At 72.3% G+C, this 20,366-nt stretch carries 19 protein-coding genes and 1 riboswitch; of the genes, 5 read left to right on the top strand and 14 right to left on the bottom strand.

Features of this window, described 5'->3' with window-relative positions; genetic code table 11:
• Nucleotides 1-37: 37 nt before the first annotated feature.
• On the top strand, nucleotides 38-1,189 hold the full coding sequence (locus EDD34_RS10235; RefSeq protein ID WP_123814463.1) for a hypothetical protein: 1,152 nt from the start codon (nucleotides 38-40) through the stop codon (nucleotides 1,187-1,189).
• Nucleotides 1,190-1,247: 58 nt separating this feature from the next.
• Nucleotides 1,248-2,339, top strand: a complete 1,092-nt coding sequence (locus tag EDD34_RS10230) for a hypothetical protein (RefSeq protein WP_123814462.1) — start codon at nucleotides 1,248-1,250, stop codon at nucleotides 2,337-2,339.
• Between the two features lie 212 nt (nucleotides 2,340-2,551).
• Here the strand turns inward: EDD34_RS10230 and EDD34_RS10225 are convergent, their stop codons facing one another.
• The 3 genes from EDD34_RS10225 to EDD34_RS10215 form a co-directional block, all read right to left on the bottom strand.
• The gene (locus EDD34_RS10225) at nucleotides 2,552-3,043 is read right to left on the bottom strand and encodes an SMI1/KNR4 family protein (RefSeq protein ID WP_123814461.1); all 492 of its coding nucleotides are present in this window, start codon (nucleotides 3,041-3,043) and stop codon (nucleotides 2,552-2,554) included.
• Nucleotides 3,044-3,374: 331 nt separating this feature from the next.
• Entirely contained in the window at nucleotides 3,375-3,596 is a 222-nt protein-coding gene (locus EDD34_RS21395) for an excisionase family DNA-binding protein (RefSeq protein WP_170177030.1), read from the bottom strand.
• Between the two features lie 237 nt (nucleotides 3,597-3,833).
• The gene (locus EDD34_RS10215) at nucleotides 3,834-5,105 is read right to left on the bottom strand and encodes a site-specific integrase (RefSeq protein WP_123814460.1); all 1,272 of its coding nucleotides are present in this window, start codon (nucleotides 5,103-5,105) and stop codon (nucleotides 3,834-3,836) included.
• A 240-nt stretch (nucleotides 5,106-5,345) separates the two neighbouring features.
• Between EDD34_RS10215 and EDD34_RS10210 the strand changes: the two genes are divergently transcribed.
• Together EDD34_RS10210 and EDD34_RS10205 are read left to right on the top strand one after the other, a co-directional pair.
• Nucleotides 5,346-6,122, top strand: a complete 777-nt coding sequence (locus tag EDD34_RS10210) for a hypothetical protein (RefSeq protein ID WP_123814459.1) — start codon at nucleotides 5,346-5,348, stop codon at nucleotides 6,120-6,122.
• Nucleotides 6,123-6,205: 83 nt separating this feature from the next.
• Complete coding sequence (locus EDD34_RS10205) at nucleotides 6,206-6,784, top strand: hypothetical protein (RefSeq protein ID WP_123814458.1); 579 nt, start codon at nucleotides 6,206-6,208, stop codon at nucleotides 6,782-6,784.
• Nucleotides 6,785-6,808: 24 nt separating this feature from the next.
• Here the strand turns inward: EDD34_RS10205 and thiD are convergent, their stop codons facing one another.
• The 6 genes from thiD to EDD34_RS10175 form a co-directional block, all read right to left on the bottom strand.
• Nucleotides 6,809-7,651, bottom strand: a complete 843-nt coding sequence (gene thiD, locus EDD34_RS10200; protein WP_123814457.1) for a bifunctional hydroxymethylpyrimidine kinase/phosphomethylpyrimidine kinase — start codon at nucleotides 7,649-7,651, stop codon at nucleotides 6,809-6,811.
• A gap of 58 nt (nucleotides 7,652-7,709) precedes the next feature.
• Nucleotides 7,710-7,807: riboswitch (TPP riboswitch) on the bottom strand.
• A 115-nt stretch (nucleotides 7,808-7,922) separates the two neighbouring features.
• Nucleotides 7,923-8,774, bottom strand: a complete 852-nt coding sequence (locus EDD34_RS10195) for an HpcH/HpaI aldolase/citrate lyase family protein (RefSeq protein WP_123814456.1) — start codon at nucleotides 8,772-8,774, stop codon at nucleotides 7,923-7,925.
• The gene (locus EDD34_RS10190; protein WP_123814455.1) at nucleotides 8,771-9,298 is read right to left on the bottom strand and encodes a MaoC family dehydratase; all 528 of its coding nucleotides are present in this window, start codon (nucleotides 9,296-9,298) and stop codon (nucleotides 8,771-8,773) included. Before EDD34_RS10190 ends, EDD34_RS10195 begins: the two co-directional genes overlap by 4 nt.
• Nucleotides 9,295-10,446 (bottom strand): acyl-CoA dehydrogenase family protein, encoded by a 1,152-nt coding sequence (locus EDD34_RS10185; protein WP_123814454.1) that lies wholly within the window; start codon nucleotides 10,444-10,446, stop codon nucleotides 9,295-9,297. Before EDD34_RS10185 ends, EDD34_RS10190 begins: the two co-directional genes overlap by 4 nt.
• A 75-nt stretch (nucleotides 10,447-10,521) precedes the next feature.
• A complete protein-coding gene (locus EDD34_RS10180; RefSeq protein WP_123814453.1) occupies nucleotides 10,522-12,915 on the bottom strand; it encodes an acetyl/propionyl/methylcrotonyl-CoA carboxylase subunit alpha in 2,394 nt (797 codons plus the stop codon).
• Between the two features lie 13 nt (nucleotides 12,916-12,928).
• On the bottom strand, nucleotides 12,929-14,626 hold the full coding sequence (locus EDD34_RS10175; RefSeq protein ID WP_123814452.1) for a carboxyl transferase domain-containing protein: 1,698 nt from the start codon (nucleotides 14,624-14,626) through the stop codon (nucleotides 12,929-12,931).
• Between the two features lie 70 nt (nucleotides 14,627-14,696).
• On the opposite strand from EDD34_RS10175, the gene EDD34_RS21510 reads away from it, so the two are divergent.
• Nucleotides 14,697-15,497 carry a TetR/AcrR family transcriptional regulator gene (locus EDD34_RS21510; protein WP_342774822.1) on the top strand — a complete coding sequence of 267 codons (801 nt, stop codon included), beginning with the start codon at nucleotides 14,697-14,699 and terminating at the stop codon, nucleotides 15,495-15,497.
• Nucleotides 15,498-15,626: 129 nt separating this feature from the next.
• On the opposite strand, the gene EDD34_RS10160 is transcribed toward EDD34_RS21510, so the two are convergent.
• The 5 genes from EDD34_RS10160 to EDD34_RS10140 all read right to left on the bottom strand — a co-directional run bounded on the left by EDD34_RS10160 (nucleotide 15,627) and on the right by EDD34_RS10140 (nucleotide 20,171).
• Nucleotides 15,627-16,598, bottom strand: coding sequence for a hypothetical protein (locus EDD34_RS10160; RefSeq protein WP_123814451.1), 972 nt, complete (start codon nucleotides 16,596-16,598; stop codon nucleotides 15,627-15,629).
• Nucleotides 16,599-16,764: 166 nt separating this feature from the next.
• The gene (locus EDD34_RS10155) at nucleotides 16,765-17,262 is read right to left on the bottom strand and encodes a YbjQ family protein (protein WP_123814450.1); all 498 of its coding nucleotides are present in this window, start codon (nucleotides 17,260-17,262) and stop codon (nucleotides 16,765-16,767) included.
• Entirely contained in the window at nucleotides 17,259-17,579 is a 321-nt protein-coding gene (locus EDD34_RS10150) for a YbjQ family protein (protein ID WP_123814449.1), read from the bottom strand. The genes EDD34_RS10155 and EDD34_RS10150 overlap by 4 nt, the downstream gene beginning before the upstream one ends.
• Before the next feature lie 86 nt (nucleotides 17,580-17,665).
• Nucleotides 17,666-19,048 carry a chromate transporter gene (locus EDD34_RS10145; protein WP_123814448.1) on the bottom strand — a complete coding sequence of 461 codons (1,383 nt, stop codon included), beginning with the start codon at nucleotides 19,046-19,048 and terminating at the stop codon, nucleotides 17,666-17,668.
• A 70-nt stretch (nucleotides 19,049-19,118) separates the two neighbouring features.
• Nucleotides 19,119-20,171, bottom strand: coding sequence for a hypothetical protein (locus tag EDD34_RS10140; RefSeq protein WP_246012298.1), 1,053 nt, complete (start codon nucleotides 20,169-20,171; stop codon nucleotides 19,119-19,121).
• Nucleotides 20,172-20,366 lie beyond the last annotated feature (195 nt).

Raw genomic sequence — 20,366 nt, 5'->3', positions numbered from 1 at the left:
CCGGCCGCCGGTCGCGGCCCAGCACGGAAGTCAGGACATGAACGCCAACTCTCAGGCCATCACCCTCAAGGCCGCTCTCGGACTTTCCCGCGCCGACGCGCTCATGCTCGGCGTCCACGGCCGGGACGCCGCGGCGAACGCCCGGCGTCTCGCCGTCGCGCAGGCGATTCGCGAGGAGTATCAGCGGGTCTCCGATGCAGCGTATGGCCGGGCTGCCGATCGGAAGGACGTCATGAGCGAGCCGTATGTGCCCGCGCCGTTCGGGCTGGTCCAGCTGATCCGCGCCGAGGGAGACGTACGAGCCGTCGTCGGCCAGCCCGACTTCGAAGACCTGGTCCTGGACGACATGGGCCACGGATACCGCGAGGAGCTGGTCAACGACGAGGACGGCACCCGATACGAAGGATTCGGGCCAAGCCGGATGGACCTGGCCGAGGCCAGCTACCAGGCCGCGCTGATCCATCAGGAACTCCGCTCCCGCGGCATCGTGGACGGCGAACCAATCACGCGCACACCCGTGGAGAACGCCCTCATCGACCACCGGGTCGAGGCCACCGGCGCTGACCGGGACGAAACCCGACAGTTCCTCGACGACCTGGTCAGCCAGCACCGCGGCACCGACCTGGCCGACGCCCTCCAGACCTACCAGTTCTTCCCCAAGGGCTCCCTCCCCGTCCCGCACAACGGTCTCTGGATCGGCCGCACGCTGCGCGACGCGCCCGAGGCTGCCATTGATCTGGTCAAGGAACGCATCGACAACGCCGCCCGAGCCGTGGCCGAGTACATCCCGTGCGCCGATCTGTACGCGCACATGGGCGACGGCAACTACGCCACCTACGGCGGCACCCTCAAGATCGGCTTCGGCGAGCGCAAGCCCGACGACGGCTACGACGAAGCCGACATCGACGGCGAACGCGACGCCACCTGGACCTTCTCCAGCCACGCCCACACCCAGATCACCACTTCCACCCTCACCATCGACGCCGACCCCACCGACGTGGCCACCTGGATCACCGACCAAGCACGCCAGGCTGCCTCCCCCGCCTACGTCGCTTGGGAGGCCCGGCGACGACTTGAAACGCCGCGCCTGAACAGGGCCGACCGCGCCGGCCTCTCCAACGCCGCGCCGCCGACCGCCATGGGCCTGGCCGGCCCCTGGAGCACCGGACCGGACATCGAGCCGTTCTGACCCGATCACAGCAAGGGAACACAACGAAGGAACACCGAGAGAAGCAAGGGAGCAGACCATGGAAGACCAGCCACTGAACGTCGGGGACTACGTCGCCCGACTTCCCTACGCCGTCGGCCACCAGCTCGGGAACGAGGACCTCGTCGTCGGCGCCTTCGGCGCCAACCACCGCTCGATCGTGCAGATGGTGACCCCGTGGGACGAGCAGACACCCGTCGTCGACGTCGCCGAACAGATTGCCCGGATGCTCTCCCGCATCGAACAGCCCGCCGCACTGACCGTCGTCGGATACGGACCCCACGGAGGCCTGCGCGCCCACCAGCTCGCCAACAATCTCCAGCCAGCGGTCCAGACCACCGTCCTACCGATCCATGTGCACGACGACACCTGGAGAGTCCTCTTCGACGACCGGCACGGCCACTGGACCCTTCCCCAGCCGGTCCCCGACCACGCCGCCGAACTGGCCACCCGCGGCGTCCTGGCCCCCGCCGCGTCCCGGACGGCCCTCGAAGCGTCCATCGCGCCCCTGCCCGAGCCGACGTTAACCACGCTGAACGCCGCAAAGGCCACCGAGCTCGACGGCCTATCCCCACAACAACGCGCCGCACTCGCGACCACGACCCTGGATCGAGTCGCTACTGCCCGACGAGACGACCCCGCACAGATGTGCCTTCTCGCGCACCTGGTCACGAACGACGTGATCACGCGAGACGCGGTCCTGGCCCACACGCTCGAAGACCGCATCCACGACGACCGCATTGACGCCCTGGTGCGCACTTTCCGCGCAGCCCCGCCCGAGCAGCGCCTCCAGCTCGCGGTCCTCGCCGCCGCTGCCACCTACTTCGCCTGCTGGCACGCGCCGCAGGTCCGCGGCCTGCTCAAGCACGCCGACCCCCTCGCCACGTTCCCCAAACTCATCACCGCCGCACTCAACGCCGGCTTCGACCCCCGCAAGGCACACCACACCGTACGGAACGGAGCCGCCGAAGGACTCCAGCAGGCACAGGAAGCATGGACCGCAGCCCACAGCCACACCCTCGACCCAAACCCTGACGGCCCGACGCCAGCCAGGACCGACGCTGTGCGCAGCGAGCCGACAGCAGCTCCGACCACGCCGCCGCGAACAGGCCGAAGCGCGCCTGGCCTGTGAAACGGGCACCGTCGCCAGGCCACGAACCGCAGACCCTCGATCGCACACCGTCCGGTCCAGCGCACACGCCCCAGGGCACGGGCACGCTCGCCTTCTCACCCAGCCGGGGAACTTCATCCTCGGCGCGGCGCCCGTCAGCGACCTGCATTGACACGTGTGAGGCCCGGGGACGGCGACAAGATCGGCGTCCTCCGCCACATCGACCAGTGACGTCACCTGTCGTAGTCGTCCGGGGTTTCCAAGCTCGTCATGAAGTCGGCGAAGGAGTCGGCGATCTTCTGGGGTACACGGTCCTCGTCGATGTAGGCGACTGCGGGCTCGCCGGCCGGGCCGAGGGCGCGGTAGTCGAGCATGACGGTGTCGTGGCCGCCCGACGGAGTCGCGCAGAGAACCACGCCGATGGGCGGGTAGCCCCACTCGCGGATCAAGTAGTCACTGCCGGTGTCATCCTCGTTGTAGAACCCGCGCGGACCGCCGATCCCGAGGATGGCGTCGATCTCGAAGTGGTCGGGGGCCCACGATGTCGGGGTGGTCATCCGGAAGAACGTGCCCGCCGGGACGCCGCCGTTGCACTGGTACAGCAGGTCAACCAGGGACGTCGGCAGGCAGTACCCGAACTTCTCCTCAGCCGCTGAGACGAGCCCGTCGGTGAGGTCAGGCCCGGTCCAGTACGTCGAGGCACGGAGGAAACCGCCAGCGGTCATGGCTTCCCTCCTCACCACTGAACTTACGAAAGCGTGGCGCCCGGCCTGCCATCATCCTTTCCCGGCAACCTAGCGGCGCGATGCGAATGAGGATAGCGGTGCCCCGTTGGCCGCTGTGGCACGCGCTCTTGCCACGAGGACTGCCTGAGCACGAGACCGAAGGCATCCGTGCAGCACCAAGCCACCGCATGAGTCGTGCTTCAGGATCACTCCTGAATGAAAACTGCAATGAACAGGTGTCGGCGGACTCCCTTCCTGGGCGACATCGGGGCAGACGGACGGCCCGTGGCCTCGAAGGCCACGGGCCGCACGGTACTTGTTGTTGGTACTTTCACCTCGCACCCGGGATCCGGATCAGCAGCGCCGTCCGCAGTTCGTCGGCGTCGATCCGGATGAGCCGCCCGACGCGGTACGCGCGTACGGTCCCGTCCGCGATCCGCCGTCGGATTGTCTTCACCGACACGCTCAGGTTCTGTGCGGCCTCGGTGAGAGAGATGAGGTTGCCACTTGGCACACTTTTATTGGAGTTCGGGGTGGAGGTCCGAGTATTCATCGTGGTGCTCCGTCCTCACGGCGCCGTCGGCCGCACTCGCCAGGAAGGTACGCTCGCGATGTCCAGCACTGCCCACGAACGTCCGGGTGGGACCCAGCCGAACCGTCCCTTCCCGCCAAGGTGGCCGGCGCAGCCCGACTCCCGGACAGGCTCTTCTGGACCTGCCGACGCCGTGGAATACCGCGCCCATCATCTCGGAAGTCCTCTGCTGTTCCCCCCTTGGCATGGCCATGGGAGTCATCCCGCAGTCCCGGCCTTGCCGACGTCGTCGCTGGTCCGCGCCCGAGTCGCACGCCGGTGCGCCAACTCGTCCTGAAACACCGCACCGACCTTCTCGGCGATCGCGTGGCGGCGCTCCTCGTCACCGACGTGCTGGTAGCGCAGCGCGACCTCGGGCGTGGAGTGGCCTGCGATCGCCATCAGCTCGGCGAGGGTCGCGCCGGATCTCGCTGCCCAGGTCAGCGCCGTGTGGCGGAGGTCGTGGACATGCAAGTCCGCCAGCCCGACCTGTTCCCTCGCGCCCTGCCACCACGACTCGATGACCGCGACCGAGAGCACGCCGCCGCTCTTGGCCGGGAACACGATGCCACCTGGCCCCGGCTCCGAGAACCGATCGATGTGCTCCCGCAGGATTGGGACGACGAACGACGGAATAGCGATGTCCCTGCGCGAGCGCTTCGTCTTGGGGTCACCGATCTTGTAGTTCCGGCCTGGGACCGCGACGGTGCCGCGCACCTGGACGACGGCGCGCTCGGGGTCGTCCAGGGTCAGGTGCCTGCACATCAGGGCGCGCATCTCTCCCTTGCGCAGCCCGGTCGTCGCGAGCAGCGGGACGAATGCCCGCAGATAGTCGGGCAGCAGGTCGGTGAGCTGCCACATCTGCTCGGAGGTGAGGACCACCGGCTCGTGCAGAGGGTCGTACTGCAGGCCGCCCTTGACCTTGGCGGGCGACACGTCCAGGAGTTCGTGGTCGACAGCGTCGGCCAGGATCGACGACAGGACCTGGTAGGCGCTGTACAACGCTCCGCGCCCGTCGGTGTTGCCCTTGTAGCCGCGCGCCCGTCGCTCGTCGGCCTCCTTCGCGAGCGTCACCGCCAAGGTCATGTACCACGTCGTTACATCCATCCGGGTGAGATCGGCCAGCGGGATGTCGCCCAAGGCCGGAAGGATCCGCTTGTTCAGCATCCGGCGGTACCTGTCGCGTGTGGAGGTCCTGAGCGCCTTGTTCACCATCGAACGCTCGGCCCAGTCCCGCAGCGTGATCGCCTGCTGGGATCGGGCACGTTCCGCGGCGTCGCGCACCTTTGGCGGTGTCCACTCGCCGCGGTCGATGAGGATCCTCTCGGCGTTCAGCCACGCTTCGCCCGCCATCTTGTCGACGAAGGGGCGCTCGTGCCGTTCGGTATCGGGTCCGGTGTAGCGGGCGCGCCAACTGGTCACCTCCCCGGTCTTCCTGTTCTTGCGCGCCTCCAGCGCTCCGAACATCCGGCGGGTCGTCTCCTTGGCCATGGGTCGTCCTTTCCCCCACCCCACAGGTGCAACCGCGCCGCCCACACTCCACGAGCAACGACACGACCATCGACGCCAGCCCCCAGGAGCCCGAAGTGTGGGGCACCAGTGGGGTTTCGGGTGGCCACTGGAGGCCACCCGGGTCCACCACCGCTCAGCAACGCAAGGCTGCACACTGGCGAAACGACGCGCCCTGCCGAGGTAGTCGACGCAGAACCGGCAGAGCAGTACGTTTCCCCCATGAGCGACGAGCGCCAGATCACCTCTGACGACAGTGACGCCACCGAGGACGACGGCCGGATCGAGCGGTTGCGGGAGCTCCTGACCGCCCCGATCAAGATTCCCGACTCCGAGAGCGGCGCCCGCTCCGGCGACGAGGCCGGCGAAACCGGCGAACCCGAGGAGTACCCGGCGCCGTCCGTCGACATCCCGCCGCACGTGCGCGCCGCCGCCGAGGCCGCCGCGCACGCCGGCGACGACGAGCCGCGCCGGACGAAGACCGGCAAGAAGCGGCGCACCTGGGCCGACGCCTTCCTCGACACGGGCACGCGGGACCTGTCGGCCGCCGGGGGCGACGCCGCCACCCAGCTCCTGACCCGGCTGGACGACCTCGACCGGCGCACCGGCGAGGACGTCGCGAACGCGCGGGCCCGCGCCGAGGCGGCCGCCGACGCCGCCGCCACCGCGCAGGAGGGCCTGGAGGAGGCCCGTGCCGCGACGCGGGAGGCCCGCGAGGCCGCGACCGCACGCCTCGACACCGTCGAGCGGCGGCTCGACGCCGCCACCGCGTCCGCCGAGGCCACCGACCGGGCCGTCACCGGCCTGCGGACGGAGAACACGGCCCGGGACGACGAGATCGCCCGCCTCACCACGGCGCTGGCCGACGCCGAGAAGTCCGCCGCCGCCGTACGCGACGAGGCGGCCGGAGCGGCCCGGCGCGCGGGCACGGCCACGCTCGTCGCGGTGGTCGCCGTCGTGCTCGCACTGGCCGCCCTGGGAGCGGCGTTCGCGCTCTGACCCGTACGACGCCGCCACCGGCACGTCTCCAGCACGTCTCCGGCCTGCCCATCGACGGCGTTCACGCTGGTACCTTCTTCGCCATGGCGCCCCTCGACGACTCACCGCGGCACGCGACGCCCCGATCTCAGCGGGCTTCCTGGGACCCCCGGCCCCTCCTGGCCGATCTGAAGGCCGGGGTGCAGGCGCAGCTGGCCCGGACCGAGTCGCCGGAGACCGATCTCGCCGGAGACGCGACCGTCTCCCAGCCCACCGTCGACGCGGGCATGAGCGACCCGGCGGGCGGCGAGCACGCCCGTGTCGGGGGATCGGCGATGGTGCACGCCCCGTCCTCCGCCGAGAGCAAGGACCGCAAGCACCTGCGCCGCGCCGCCGAGGCCGCCGAGGCCGCCGCCGCGCAGGCCGCGGGCGCCGCCTCCCAGGCCGCCATCACCGCCGAACGGGCCCGGTCCGACGCGCGGGTGGCCCGCGAGGAGGCCGCCGCCGCACACGCCGCCGCCGGCTCGGTGGTCGGCGAGCTGAGCGCCGCCCGCGAGGAGGTCACCGTGCTGCACCAGGCACTGGAGCACGTCCAGGCCCGTGCCCGGCGCGACGTGCTGATCGCGTGGGTCACCGCCGGGGTCGCGCTCGTCGTCGCGGTGGCCGGCCTCGTCACCGGGTAGGCGGCCGGAACCCGGCCTCCGGGCTCACGCCTCCAGGGCCCTGGCGCGCACGCCGGCGGCGTCCCAGAGCATGCCCAGGTGATCGACCGGGCCGTGCCCGCCCGGCGCGCCCACCCGCAGGCTCTCGCCCCGCGCGATGGCCGCACGCAGCCACGTCGTCGCACGCCGCAGCGCCTCGGGCCACGAACCGGTCACCACGCGCAGCGTCGCCAGCGCCGAGGAGAGCGAGCACCCGGTGCCGTGCGTGCTGGTGGCCGTCAGGCGCGGCCCGCTGACCCCGGCCAGTTCGCCGTGGGCCGAGACCAGCGCGTCCTGCGTGTCGGAGGTGAGCAGGTGGCCGCCCTTGGCCAGCACCAGCACGTCGTGCACGGCCGCCACCTCGCGCGCCTGGGCGACGGCCTGCTCCCACGTGACGGCCTCCGGCCCGCCGGTGAGCACGGCCAGCTCGGGGATGTTCGGGGTGACGACGTCCGCGAGGGACAGCAGGTCCCGCAGCGCCGCCTCCGCGGTCGGTTCCAGCAGGCGGTCGCCGCTGGTGGCGATCATCACCGGGTCGAGCACGACCACGGGCGGGCGGACACGCTCGAGCCAGACACCGACCACGTCGGCGGCGCGCGCCGTGCCCAGCATCCCGATCTTGACCGCGTCGATCTCGATGTCGTCGCTGACGGCATCCAGCTGCTGCGCGACGAACGCCGCGGGCGGCACGTGCACGGCCCGCACTCCCCGCGTGTTCTGCGCGGTCAGGGCGGTGATCACGGCCATGCCGTAGCCGCCGTGGGCGGCGATCGACTTCAGGTCCGCCTGGACGCCCGCCCCGCCGGACGGGTCCGAACCGGCGATCGACAGCACCCGTGGGACGTTCATGCCGCCACCGCCGTCGTCTCCGTCGGCGCCGCGCTCGCGGCCCGTGGACGCTCCTCAGCTCTGCGCATCTCGACATTCCCTTCGCCGGCACGACCAGGATCAGGTTCGACGGGTGTGTTCTCAGCTGCCACACAAGCAGCACCCCGTGTCGATTTCTTTCCCAGTTTACGCGGCGAAAAACTGGTTTGTCGAGAAAAGTCCGGCTCGGCGCGGTGTACGATCCATCACACCCGGGTCAAGTGTGCACCACGAGTCGGCATGGCCGGGACCCTCATGCTCCGGCCCTGGCCAGGACCGCTCGGGCGTGGCGCAGGACCGGTTCGTCCACCATCACGCCGTCCAGCGCGAACACCCCCGCGCCTCCCCCGGCCCCATGGTCCGCCGCCGCGGCCAGGATCCCCTCGGCGCGCGCCACCTCCTCGGCGGACGGGGCGTAGGCGTCCCGGATGACCGCGACATGCCTCGGGTGGATGCACGCCGTGGCGGCGAAGCCGGACGCCACCGCGTCCACGGCCTCCGCGCGCAGGCCGTCGAGGTCGTCGAGGTCCAGGTGCACCGCGTCGATCGCCTGCTTCCCGGCCGCGCCCGCGGCCAGCAGGACCGTCGCCCGGGCCTGCCGCGCCACGTCCCGGTACGCCCCCGGGGCGCGTTCGCCCGGGCCGAACCGGCTGGACGTGCCGCCCAGGGAGGCGACCAGGTCCTCGGCGCCCCACATGAGGGCGACGACGTCCTCCCGCCGGGCGAGCCCGGCCGCGTCCACGACGCCGGCCGCCGTCTCGCACAGTGCGACGACGTCGAGCCCGCCGAGCACCGGCAGGCGCGCGTCCGCCTTGGCGACCATGACCGTGCGGAACGGCGTGGCCCGTACCGCCGCGAGATCCCGCTCGTGGTCGGGCGTCCCGGGCGGGTTGACGCGCACGATCGTGCGCTCGGGCACCAGGGCGGCGCCGTCGTCGGCCACCGCGCGACCCGCGGCGATCAGCGCCTCGCGCGCGGCGGGCCGCGCCCCGGGCGCGACGGCGTCCTCCAGGTCGAGGATCACACCGTCGGCCCGGGACGCGGCCTTGGCGAACCGGTCCGGCCGGTCCGCCGGGCAGAACAGAAGCGCCGGTCCGGGGATCACGACCCGTCCCCCGGTGCCTCGGCGGCCTCGTGCGCCGCCCGCGTCCAGAACAGGCCGTTGCGCACCGCGCGCGCCACGACCGCGTCGTCCTGGTTGCGGCCCACGTGCTCCAGCGTGACGACCCCCTGGCCCGGCCGGGACGCCGAGACCCGCTTGGCCAGCACGTTCGTCTCGGCGTACACCGTGTCGCCGTGGAACACCGGGGCCGGGAAGTCGACCTTCTCGAACCCGAGGTTCGCCACGAGCGTGCCGAGCGTGACCTGCCACGTGGACAGGCCCACCATCGTGGACAGGGTCCACATCGAGTTCATCAGCCGCCGGCCGAACGGCTGGGTCGCCGCCCAGGCCGCGTCCAGGTGCAGCGGCTGACCGTTCATCGTGAGCGTGGTGAACTGCACGTCGTCGGCCTCGGTGGCGGTGCGGCCGGGCCGGTGCAGGTACCGGTCCCCGACCTCCAGCTCCTCGAAGTACCGACCCCGCTGCAGGATCTCGCGGTCCTGCCCGGGCGCCGTCGGCTCCGTCACTGCAACCCCATCTCCCGGGCCAGCACCATCAGCTGCACCTCCGTGGTTCCCTCGCCGACCTCCAGCACCTTCGAGTCCCGGTAGTGCCTGGCCACGGCGTTCTCGTTGAGGAAACCGTACCCGCCCCAGATCTGCGAGGCGTCGCGCGCGTTCGCCATGGCCGCCTCCGAACCGATGAGCTTGGCCAGGGACGCCTCCGCCTTGAACGGGACGCCCGCGACGAGCTTCTGCGCCGCGTCCATCCACGCCAGCCGCGCCGAGTGGGCGCGCGCCTGCATCCGGCCCAGGGTGAACGCGACGTGCTGGTTCTCCCCGATCGGACGGCCGAACACCTCGCGCTCCTTGGCCCGGGCGAGCGCCTGCTCGTAGCAGCCCAGCGCCGCCCCCGCGCCCAGCGCCGCGAACGCCACGCGACCCTCGTCCAGGGCCCGCAGGAAGTTCGCGTACCCGCGGCCCTGCTCCCCCAGCATGGCCGAGTGCGGGACCCGCACGTCGGTGAACGTCAGCGGGTGCGTGTCCGAGGTGTGCCAGCCGACCTTGTCGTAGGCGGGGCCCACCTCGAACCCGGGCGTGCCCGTCGGCACGACGAAGCACGTCAGCTCCGGACGGCCGTTCTCCCTGCGGCCCGTCACCGCCGTGACCGTGACCAGCGACGTGATCGGCGTGCCGGAGTTGGTGATGAACTGCTTGGAGCCGTTGATGACCCACTCGTCGCCGTCACGCACGGCCGTCGTGCGCGTGGCGCCGGCGTCCGAGCCGGCCTTGTCCTCCGTCAGCCCGAACCCGGCCAGCGCCCGCCCGGACAGCAGGTCGGGCAGCCAGCGGCGCTTCTGCTCCTCGCTGCCGTGCCGGAAGATCGGCACGATCCCGAGCCCGACGCCCGCCTCCAGCGTCACCCCGAGCGACTGGTCCACCCGGCTGATCGCCTCCACGGCCAGGCACAGCGACACGTAGTCCTTGCCCTGCCCGCCGTACTCGACCGGGAACGGCAGGCCGAACAGGCCCATGTCCCCCATCCGGGCGATGATGTCGACCGGCAGCTCGCGCTTGGTGTCGTAGTCGTAGGCACGCGGCGCGACGACCTCGTCCGCGAAGCGGCACACCTCGTCGTACAGCTTGGCCTGCTCGTCGGTGAGCAAGTACTTCATGGTTCCTCCCAGGGTGTCGGGATCGACCGGGACCGCCAAGGGTTGTGCGGTCCCGGGGGTCTTCTTCTCAGGGTCTCAGCCCGCGGCGCCGGGGGCAGCGGGCCTCTCGTCGTCGGCCGGGCTCGGTTCACCGGCGCCGGCCGGGCCGGCCGTCACGGTCGCGACCACCTGGTCGCGCCGCACCTGGTCGCCCACGGCCACCCGCACCGTCGCCGTGCCGTCGTGCGGCGCGTCGAGCGGATGCTCCATCTTCATCGCCTCGACGACGACGAGCGTGTCGCCCGCGCCGACGTCGCCGTCCTCGGCGACCCAGGCGACGGTGCCGGGCATCGCGGCGCGCACGTCGGGCCCGGCGGCCTCGCCGTCCTGGGCCGCGGCGGCCCGCGCGGCCCGGCGAGCGGCGGCCGCCTGCGCGCGCGTGGGGGCGGCGAGGGCCAGGGTGCGCCCGGCCCGGTGCAGCCAGACGGTACGGACGCCGCGCCCGGACTCCTGCACGACGGCGGTCGTGGGCGGGGTCTCACGCGAGGTCGCGGAAGCCGGTTCCGCGGACGACGCCGCCGCGCGGTGTGCCGCCCCTCGAGGTGACGCCGGCGCCGGCGCCCCCGGCGACTCCTGCCCGTCCGCGATCGGCCCGTCCGTCGTGACCAGGCGGCCCGCTATCTCGTACCGCACGGGCTCGGGCGGCGCGCCCGGACGGAAGCCGTCGAGTGTCCACGGGCCGGGCGGCGGGACCGTCTCGTCCAACCTCGGCGCCTGGTGTGCCCCGGCCACGGCCGGCCACGTCTGCCCCGTCGCCCGCGCCACCGCGAACCGGCGGACCCGGGGGTACGCGGGCTTCTCCGGATGGTGCAGTGCCAGCGCCCGTGCCGCGGCCGTGAGGTCGGCGTCGTCCGGTTCGGGTTCGGCGGGGTCGCCGGCGCGTTCGATCAGGCCGGTGTCGATCCGTCCGGCCCGGACGTCGGGGTGGGCGAGGAGTTCCCGGAGCCAGCCGGTGTTGGTCTCGACGCCGAGCACGACGCTGCCGGCGAGGGCGCGGTCGAGGCGGTCCAGGGCCTGGGCGCGGTCGGTGCCGTGGGCGATGACCTTGGCGAGCATGGGGTCATAGTCGCCGCCGATCACGCTGCCGGTGGCGATGCCGGAGTCGACGCGGACGCCGGGGCCGGCCGGCTGGGCGTGGGCGAGGACGGTGCCGGTGTCGGGCAGGAATCCGCGCGCGGGGGCCTCGGCGTAGACGCGGGCCTCGACGGCGTGCCCGTGCGGTTCGACGTCGTCCTGGGCGAGCGGGAGTTTCTCCCCCGCGGCGACGCGGAGCTGGAGCTCGACGAGATCGAGCCCGGTGACGGCCTCGGTGACGGGGTGCTCGACCTGGAGGCGGGTGTTCATCTCCAGGAACCAGAAGTCGAGCGCGGCGGGATCGGGCGCGGCAGGGTCGGGGGCCGCTGGATCGCAGGGTGCGTCGGCACGGTGCCCGGTCGGCAGGCCGGGCACGAGCATCTCGACCGTTCCGGCGCCGACGTACCCGCAGGCGCGTGCGACCTCGCAGGCGGCCTCGCCCATGCGGGCGCGGATGGCACGGGCGACGTCGTCGGGCAGACCGGCGAGCAGGGCCGACGGCGCCTCCTCGATGACCTTCTGGTGCCGGCGTTGCAGGGAGCACTCGCGCTCACCGAGGTGGATGACGGTGCCGTGGGTGTCGGCGAGGACCTGGACCTCGATGTGCCGCGGGTCGGGTACGTACCGTTCGAGGAGCAGGGAGTCGTCGCCGAACGCGGCGGCGGCGACGCGGCGGGCCGAGACGAGGGCGGCGGGCAGCGCGGCGGCGTCCTCGACGACCTGCATGCCCTTGCCGCCGCCGCCCGCGGCGGGCTTGACGATGAGGGGGAACCCGACGTCGCCGGCGGCGGCGAGGAGGTCCGCGTCGGAGGCGGCGGATCCAGGGGCGCCCGCGCCGCCGGTCGCCCCGGTTGTGCCGGGCAGGACGGGGACACCGCGGGCGGCGACGAGGTCGCGGGCGGAGATCTTGTCGGCCATGGCCTCCATGGCCTCGGGCGGCGGCCCGACGAGCGTGATCCCGGCCGCCGCACAGGCGCGGGCGAAGGCGGGGTTCTCGGACAGGAAGCCGTAGCCGGGGTGGATGGCGTCGGCGCCGGCGGTGCGGGCGGCGCCGATCACGGCGTCGATGTCGAGGTACGACGACGTCGCCGGGGCCGGGCCGATCCGTACCGCCGTGTCGGCGAGGCGGGTGTGGGGCGCTCCGGCGTCGGCGTCGGAGTGGACGGCGACCGAGCGGATGCCGAGGCGGCGCAGGGTGCGGATGACGCGCACGGCGATCTCGCCGCGGTTGGCGACGAGGACGGTGCGGAACGGGCGGTCGCCGGAGGAGCCGGCGCCGAGGCGGGCGGCGTGGGACGGCACGTCGGACCGGACGTCGGACGGGAGGTCGGGGCCGGCGGTGTTCTGGCTGGTCATGGTCGTCTCCCCCTCACATCCGGAACAGGCCGAAGCGCGGGGTGGCGCCGGCGTCGTCGAACGGGACCCGCGAGCACACGTCGAGGGCCATGCCCAGGACGCGGCGGGTGTCGAGCGGGTCGAGGATGCCGTCGTCCCAGCCGCGCGCGGTGGCGTGGTACGGGCTGCCGGCGCGTTCGTAGGAGTCGCGGACGGGGGCCTCGAAGGCGGCCTGCTCGGCGTCGGACCAGGTACCGCCCGCACCCTCGATCTGGTCGCGCTTGACCGTGGACAGCACGGAGGCGGCCTGCGGGCCGCCCATCACGGAGATGCGGGAGCCCGGCCAGGACCACAGGAAGCGCGGGGAGTAGGCGCGCCCGCACATGGAGTAGTTCCCGGCGCCGAACGAGCCACCGACCATCACCGTCAGCTTCGGCACGCGCGTGGAGGCGACGGCGGTGACCATCTTGGCGCCGTCCTTCGCGATGCCGCCGGCCTCCGCGTCGCGGCCGACCATGAAGCCGGTGATGTTCTGCAGGAACAGCAGCGGGATACCGCGCTGGTCGGCGAGTTCGATGAAGTGGGCGCCCTTGCGGGCGGACTCGCCGAACAGGACGCCGTTGTTCGCGAGGACGCCCACGGGGTGCCCGTGCAGGCGCGCGAACCCGGTCACGAGGGTGGTGCCGTAGCCGGGCTTGAACTCGTGCCAGTCGGGGACGGGGCCGTCGGGGCCGGGCTCGGGCGCGGCGTCGACCAGGCGGAAGATCACCTCGCGGGCGTCGTAGGGGGCGTTGACGTCCACGGGGACGACGTCGTACAGCCCTTCCGGGTCCGACGACGGCGGCAGCGGGCGCGGGTTCACGTCCCAGACGGGTTCCGGGTCGGGGGGCAGGGTGCGCACGATGTCGCGGACGATCTCGCAGGCGTGCTCGTCGTCGTCGGCGAGGTGGTCGGCGACGCCGGAGCGGTGGGCGTGCAGCTCGCCCCCGCCGAGCTCCTCCGGGCTGACGACCTCGCCGATCGCGGCCTTCACCAGCGGCGGGCCGCCGAGGAAGATCGTGCCCTGGTCACGGACGATGACGGTCTCGTCGCTCATCGCGGGGACGTACGCGCCGCCCGCGGTGCACGAGCCGAGCACGGCCGCGATCTGCGGGATCCGCTCGGCGGACAGGCGGGCCTGGTTGTAGAAGATGCGGCCGAAGTGCTCCCGGTCGGGAAACACCTCGTCCTGCAGGGGCAGGAACGCGCCGCCGGAGTCCACGAGGTAGACGCAGGGCAGGCGGTTCTCGCGGGCGATCTCCTGGGCACGCAGGTGCTTCTTGACGGTGGCCGGGTAGTAGGTGCCGCCCTTGACGGTGGCGTCGTTGCACACCACCATCACGTGCCGGCCCTCGACGATGCCGATGCCCGCGATGACGCCGGCGCCGGGGACGGCGAAGTCGTCGTCGCTCAGGCCCTCGGCCTCGCCGGGGGTGCCGGCGGGCTTGTCGGCGGAGCCGCTGCTCGCGCCGGTGGCATACATGCCGTACGCCGCGAGCGCGGACAGTTCCAGGAAGGGACTGCCCTCGTCCAGCAGGCGGCGTACGCGGTCCCGGGGCAGCAGTTTGCCGCGCGCCAGGTGCTTCTCGCGGGATCGAGCGGGGCCGCCCTGGGCGGCGCGAGCGATCCGCTCACGGAGCCCGGCGGCGAGGTCGCGCTGCGTCGCCGATGACGCGGCAGTGGTGGTCGCCATGGGGGCAGCATAACCCGGCCGGGTTAATGGTGGTTAACCACTCGGCGGCGCGTCGGCTTAGACTGCGGCCGTGACACCCCGGCGCCGGCAGATCCTGGACACCGCGGCCGACCTGTTCGCCGCCCGCGGGTTCCACGGTGTGAGCGTCGGCGACATCGGGGCCGCCGTCGGCATCTCCGGGCCGGCCCTGTACAAGCACTTCACCGGCAAGGAGGACATCCTCGGGCAATGCCTGCTGCACGCCTCCGAACGGCTGCTGGAGGGAGCGCGGGCGCTGGCGGGGGCAGAGCCGGGTAGGGACGGTGGCGGCCGTCCGGGCGCGGTCCGCGACGACGACGGCAGCGCGGGCGATGGCAGCGGGAGCGGGAGCAACGCGAGCAACGCGGTTCGGGGCGACCGCGACCGCGACGACCACCGCGACGGCACGGACGTGGTCCGCGAAGGCTCCGATGCGCGTGCTACCAGCGAGATCTCCGGCACGAGCGACTCCTGGGAGAGGTCCGGCACGGACGTGGCACGGGAGGGGCGGTCACGCACGGGCGACGGCCCCGGCGACGCCCTGGACGCCCTGATCGCGTTCCACACCGACTTCGCGCTGTCCCAGCCGTCCCTCATCGTGATCCAGGAGCGCGAGTGGGGGTCACTCGGGGATCGCGCCCAGGCACAGGTCCGCGAGCGCCAGCTGGCCTACATCGAGGTGTGGACCCGCGCCCTGCGCCCGCATCGCCCGGACCTCTCGCCGGCGCAGGCACGGGCGGCGGTCCAGGCGGCGTTCGGCCTGCTCAACTCGACCCCCCACTCGGCCCGCATCAGCCGCTCAGCGATGCGCGGCCTCCTGACGCGGATGGCCCGGGCAGCACTGGCGCCCTGACCACGGTGCCTGACATCGTGCGCGTGCCGAACACGCCATTGCGCCGACCACGCCGTTATGACCCGTGAGAGCGCAACCATCGTGCGAATTGACGTGGTCGGCGCAATGGCGTGTTCGGCACGCGCACGGTCAGCGGGGCGGGATGGGGCGAGTCGGGGACCAGGACTCCGATCGCAGGACAGATCGGATCCTGGGCGTGAATTGGCCGGTGGTCAGTTCATCCGGATAGAAGCGGAGCATCGTGGTCCGGCCGGAGCCGATCATCCGGTTCTGCCGCACCGTGTCGCGGCGCAGTGCCGGTTCCCCGCTGTGGTACTCCGCACCGTCGATCTCGACGACGAGCCACCGGCCGCCGCCCAGGTACCAGAGCAGATCTCCCCGTCCGAGGAACTCGCCGTCGTCGTCGACAAGATCGCGCTGCAGGTCGTCCGGCGGCATCCCCGCGTCGACGCACAGGAGCCTCGCGCGGCTCTCCGGTGGCGACTCGGCCCGCGGATCCGACTCGCCGAACCAACCGTGACGGCCCGCGATGCCCCGCCGCCTCCGGGCGAGTTTCTGGGCGCGCTCGAAGCCGGCATCGTCCAGGATGCCCTGGTACCGCAGAGAGTCCATGACTGCTATCGCGGTGAACCGATCGAGTCGCGGCAAGGCCTGCGCCAGGGCCCAGTCCGCTGTTGCGACACGGCATCCGTCGATGATCACGGTTGACATCTCGAAGTCGTACTGCCGCACGATGATGCCCTCACGACTCCTCCGGTGACGGCCGAACGGAAGACCCACTTCCGGGTCGAACGTGACAGGCAGGCCCCAGGCACCCAGCAGGGCCAAGGCGGGCACGCTCACCGCAGCCGAATTGCGAACAGCCAGCACGCCCCGCCACGCGATGCGCAGACGGCCGGTGTCCAGCGGGTGGCGGTCCAGATCGGTCAAGCCGGTGTCGATGACGCCGCGGGCGGTCTTCGACCACTGACCTGATGTGATGAGTCTCTGCCGGACGTTCGGCCCGACTCCGTTCACCTCGCACTGGCCCACCGAGACGAGACCTGCCTGCCGCCGCGCCACCACGACCAGCTCGCTCGGTATCTCGACCCGGACGCCCATGCACCCATCGCACCACCCCGAACCACCCTCCGCCGCCTATCCACAGCCACTCACCCGCGAGCGCCGAGAACGCCATTTCGGCGACCACGCCATTGCTACCCGTGGGAGCGCGCTCATCGGGCGAAGCGGCGTGGTCGCCGCGGCCGTCTCGGGTGGGGGCGTGGGGTCAGCGGGAGGGGTGGGGCAGCAGTGCGTTGCCGTAGGCCAGGAGTTCGATCACCAAGGTCCTCGGGTTCTTTCCGCCGCCGCTCGCGAGCTCGCTGGTCTCCAGGCGGACGTTGCTCACGCCGGCGGCGCTGAGCCGCTCGGCTTCCTGCAGCATGCGCACGACGGCGAGCCGCCGCGCCAGATCGGTCTGCAGGGAGAGACTCGCGGCCCTTCCGCCGACCAGGGAACGCCATTGCGCCGCCCAGCGCGAAGGGGCGTCGGCGGCATAGGCCACGTTGCCGGCCACCAGCGAGACCGGCCCGTCGTGCTGCTGCTCGACGTTGGTCCGGAACAGGTGGCCGAGTCGCGGCTCCTCGGCGTCCAGGTACCTGATCAACCGGCCCCGGCGTGCGAACCCGACGACGAAGCGCGCGGCCGTGAGCAGCAGGACGAGCAGCGGCGGCAGGAGGATGACCGCAGCGCCCAGGACCAACGGGTCGACACCGGAGTCGGTCATGCGTTCTCCAGGACGACGGCAGTGCCGTAGGCGTACATCTCGGCGGCACCGGCCGCGACCGAGGCGGTCGTGAACCGGACGTTGACGACGGCGTTGGCACCCATCCGCCGGGCATCCTCGACCATCCGCTGGGTCGCCTCCGCGCGGCTCTCGGAGAGCAGTTCCGTATAGCCGCGCAGCTCGCCTCCGGCCAGGTTCTTCAGCCCGGCCATCAGATCGCGGCCTGCATGCTTGGTGCGCACGGTGTTGCCCTGTACCAGGCCCAGGACGCGGCCGACTCGGGCTCCGGGAACGGTTTCCGTATTGGTGATGAACACGCGCGTACGCTAGCCGATCTTGGCAGTTTGTCCCCTCCGCGCCCGGAGGCACGGCAACGGGTCCGGGCGACGGAGGCACAGGACCCTCACGCCACGAAGGCGGCGAGCACTCCCGCGCCGATGACCACCGCCCAGGGCGGCGTCTTCCACTGCGTCAGGGCCACGTAGGCCGCCACCACCAGTGCCAGGGCCGACGACGGCGACGGCGCCGCCAGGACGCCCTGGGTGAAGACCGGGTCGTAGAACGCCGCCGCCAGCAGTCCGACCACGCCCGCGCTCACCCCGGCCAGCGCCCGCTGCGCACCGGCCGCCCGGCGCAGCCGATCCCAGTACGGCAGCGCGCCCACCACCAGCAGGGCCGACGGCGCGAACACCGCCACCAGCGCGATCGCCGCACCCCACGCCCCGCCCGGCCCCGACGTCGAGACCGCGCCCAGGTAACCGGCGAACGTGAACAGCGGGCCCGGTACGGCCTGGGCCGCGCCGTACCCGGCGAGAAACTCGTCGTGGGTGACGGTGCCGGCCGTCTCGGCCTGCAACAGCGGCAGCACGACGTGCCCGCCGCCGAACACGAGCGACCCCGCCCGGTAGAAGGTATCGACGAGCCCCGCGATCCCGCCCGGGCCCGCGAGCGCCGCCCACAGCGGCAGCAACACGAGCGCCAGGGCGAAGGCGACGAGGCAGGCGATGGCCGCACCCGGGCTGACGACACCGGCGAGCCGCTCGCCGTCGTCGGTCGCCGAGCGATCATCCGCATCGTCACCGTCATCGGCTCCCGAACGGCCGTCCGTGCGACCGTCTGTGGGCGAGCCGCCGTCGCCCACCTCGCGCCCATCCGTGCGATCGTCGACCGCCAAGGCGCCGTCGGCAGGCGCTGCGCCCTCCGGGGCCGACGACGGCGGCGCGATCCACCAGAGTCCGGCCAGCCCTGCCGCGACGATCACCGCGATCTGGACCAGCGCGAGCGGCATGCCGGTGGCGGGCAGCAGGAGCAGCACGATCACGGCGCCGCCCGCGATCGTGGCGGTGGCCCGCGTGTTCGCGAGGCTGCGCGCCATGCCGAGCACAGCTTGTGCGACGACGGCGACGGCGGCCGCCTTGAGCCCGGTGATCCAGCCGGCGCCCTCCAGGTCGCCCACGGCGTCGACCCCGTACGCGAACCCGAGCAGCAGCAGCGCGGACGGGAGGGTGAACCCGGCCCAGGCGGCGAGCAGTCCCGGGATCCCGGCCCGGCGCCAGCCGATCGCCATGCCGACCTGACTGGATGCCGGGCCGGGCAGGAACTGGCAGAACGCGACGAGGTCGGCGTACGCGCGTTCGGAGATCCAGCCGCGCCGCTCGACGAAAGCCTCGTGGAAGTAGCCGAGGTGGGCGACGGGTCCGCCGAAGGAGGTGACGCCGAGCCGCGAGAACACGGCGAGCACCTCGCGCGCGGAGCCGGGACGGCCGACGGGTGACGTGGTTTCCATCGAGCCCCAACGTAGCGGGTGGCCCGGGCGACTCTCGGGAGGGGCCGGGTTTCCTCGGCCGGTCACCGACTCAGCGGTACCGGTTGCTCACGTACGTGCGGGAGAAGTCGCCCGGGATGGTGAAGTACTCGGCCATGACGCGGGCGGGGTCGGTGGCGAGCTCGCCGCGGCCGGGTACGTCGTCGCCGTCGTCCCAGCCCCAGGGGGCGTTGGCCGCGTTGGTGGAGCAGCCGATCGCCCAGTCGCCGCAGCCGCCGGACGAGTTCCCGGCGAACGTGCCCCAGCTCGCGAACGGCGCACCGTCGCGGCGGTCCCAGAGGCCACCGGGCTCGAAGATGTCGATGAGGCCGTAGCGCACGTCGCGGTCGTCGGGGTGCTCGGGCGTCTCGCCGGTGGCGGCCGGGTGGTAGACGACGCCGTCGCCGACGATGTCGTAGCCGCCGCGGGCCTTGAGCCCGTGCCCCTTGGCCTCCTGTGCGGTGACGGGGTGGGAGGCGCCGTCGTGCGGGTTCGTCGCCATCGGGAGGGTGCCGTCGACGCTCTCGCCCCCGCCGGACCAGGTGCTGCCCGCGGGCAGGTAGGAGTAGAAGTCGGTGTGCGCCACGGTGACGGCGGCCCGGAGCTTGCCGTACGGCGAGCCGTCCTTCTCGACGGCGAACAGCACGCCCTCGGCGTCGTTCTCGTGCTCCGTGTCGAAGAACGAGTCGGTCCAGTCACGCGGGTGGAAGAACATGTAGGTCAGGAACCAGTGGGTCTCGGTCTCCACGGAGGACCAGTAGGCGTACGCGTCCAGCGACCCGGAACCGGTGTTGTCCCAGTTGTTGGTGCCGTTCCAGTCGCCGTCGAAGTCGACGCGCGTGATGTAGTCGCTGCGCCCGCCCAGGGCGTGCGAGCCGGTCTGGTCGACGTCCTGACGGTGGATGGGTGCCCAGCGGCGGGCGAGGTCGGCAGGGGTGGCGGCGGACGAAAAGGCACGCTCGGCCAGGCCGGCCGACGGTGCCGTTGCCGGGGGGCGCGCAGCCGTGAGGCTCTGTGCGGCCGCCGACGGCCCGACGACTCCAGCGGAACCGAGTAGCACGACGGACCCGCAGGCGACCAGAAACATGGTAGTTAAACGCGACATGCACCATATTGTCTGGACTTTCGGTGTCGGCGGAAAGAGCCCCGGTGGTCCGACAGGTGAACACTCGGACACCCCGGCTGCCGAGAACGGCATCACGTTCAAGCCTTGCCAGGTCGGCGACGTCGATCTACGCTTATTGTCACTTCGACATTAAGGAGATCGATGCCATCACACGAAGGCGAGGACGAGGCATGG

It is taken from the genome of Myceligenerans xiligouense, assembly GCF_003814695.1.
GTDB classification, from domain to species: Bacteria; Actinomycetota; Actinomycetes; order Actinomycetales; family Cellulomonadaceae; genus Myceligenerans; species Myceligenerans xiligouense.
Note: the sequence above shows the minus strand (reverse complement) of the source record. Positions and strands in the feature narration are given on the sequence as shown.

Bases quoted from the DNA above. Each gene is read 5' to 3' on its own strand.
- EDD34_RS10225 (WP_123814461.1), bottom strand. From the start codon at position 3,043: ATGACCGCTGGCGGTTTCCTCCGTGCCTCGACGTACTGGACCGGGCCT.
- thiD (WP_123814457.1), bottom strand. From the start codon at position 7,651: ATGAACGTCCCACGGGTGCTGTCGATCGCCGGTTCGGACCCGTCCGGC.
- EDD34_RS10175 (WP_123814452.1), bottom strand. From the start codon at position 14,626: ATGGCGACCACCACTGCCGCGTCATCGGCGACGCAGCGCGACCTCGCC.
- EDD34_RS10180 (WP_123814453.1), bottom strand. From the start codon at position 12,915: ATGACCAGCCAGAACACCGCCGGCCCCGACCTCCCGTCCGACGTCCGG.
- EDD34_RS10185 (WP_123814454.1), bottom strand. From the start codon at position 10,446: ATGAAGTACTTGCTCACCGACGAGCAGGCCAAGCTGTACGACGAGGTG.
- EDD34_RS10155 (WP_123814450.1), bottom strand. From the start codon at position 17,262: ATGACCGACTCCGGTGTCGACCCGTTGGTCCTGGGCGCTGCGGTCATC.
- EDD34_RS10230 (WP_123814462.1), top strand. From the start codon at position 1,248: ATGGAAGACCAGCCACTGAACGTCGGGGACTACGTCGCCCGACTTCCC.
- EDD34_RS10235 (WP_123814463.1), top strand. From the start codon at position 38: ATGAACGCCAACTCTCAGGCCATCACCCTCAAGGCCGCTCTCGGACTT.
- EDD34_RS10215 (WP_123814460.1), bottom strand. From the start codon at position 5,105: ATGGCCAAGGAGACGACCCGCCGGATGTTCGGAGCGCTGGAGGCGCGC.
- EDD34_RS10210 (WP_123814459.1), top strand. From the start codon at position 5,346: ATGAGCGACGAGCGCCAGATCACCTCTGACGACAGTGACGCCACCGAG.
- EDD34_RS10205 (WP_123814458.1), top strand. From the start codon at position 6,206: ATGGCGCCCCTCGACGACTCACCGCGGCACGCGACGCCCCGATCTCAG.
- EDD34_RS21395 (WP_170177030.1), bottom strand. From the start codon at position 3,596: ATGAATACTCGGACCTCCACCCCGAACTCCAATAAAAGTGTGCCAAGT.
- EDD34_RS10160 (WP_123814451.1), bottom strand. From the start codon at position 16,598: ATGGGCGTCCGGGTCGAGATACCGAGCGAGCTGGTCGTGGTGGCGCGG.
- EDD34_RS10145 (WP_123814448.1), bottom strand. From the start codon at position 19,048: ATGGAAACCACGTCACCCGTCGGCCGTCCCGGCTCCGCGCGCGAGGTG.
- EDD34_RS10140 (WP_246012298.1), bottom strand. From the start codon at position 20,171: ATGTCGCGTTTAACTACCATGTTTCTGGTCGCCTGCGGGTCCGTCGTG.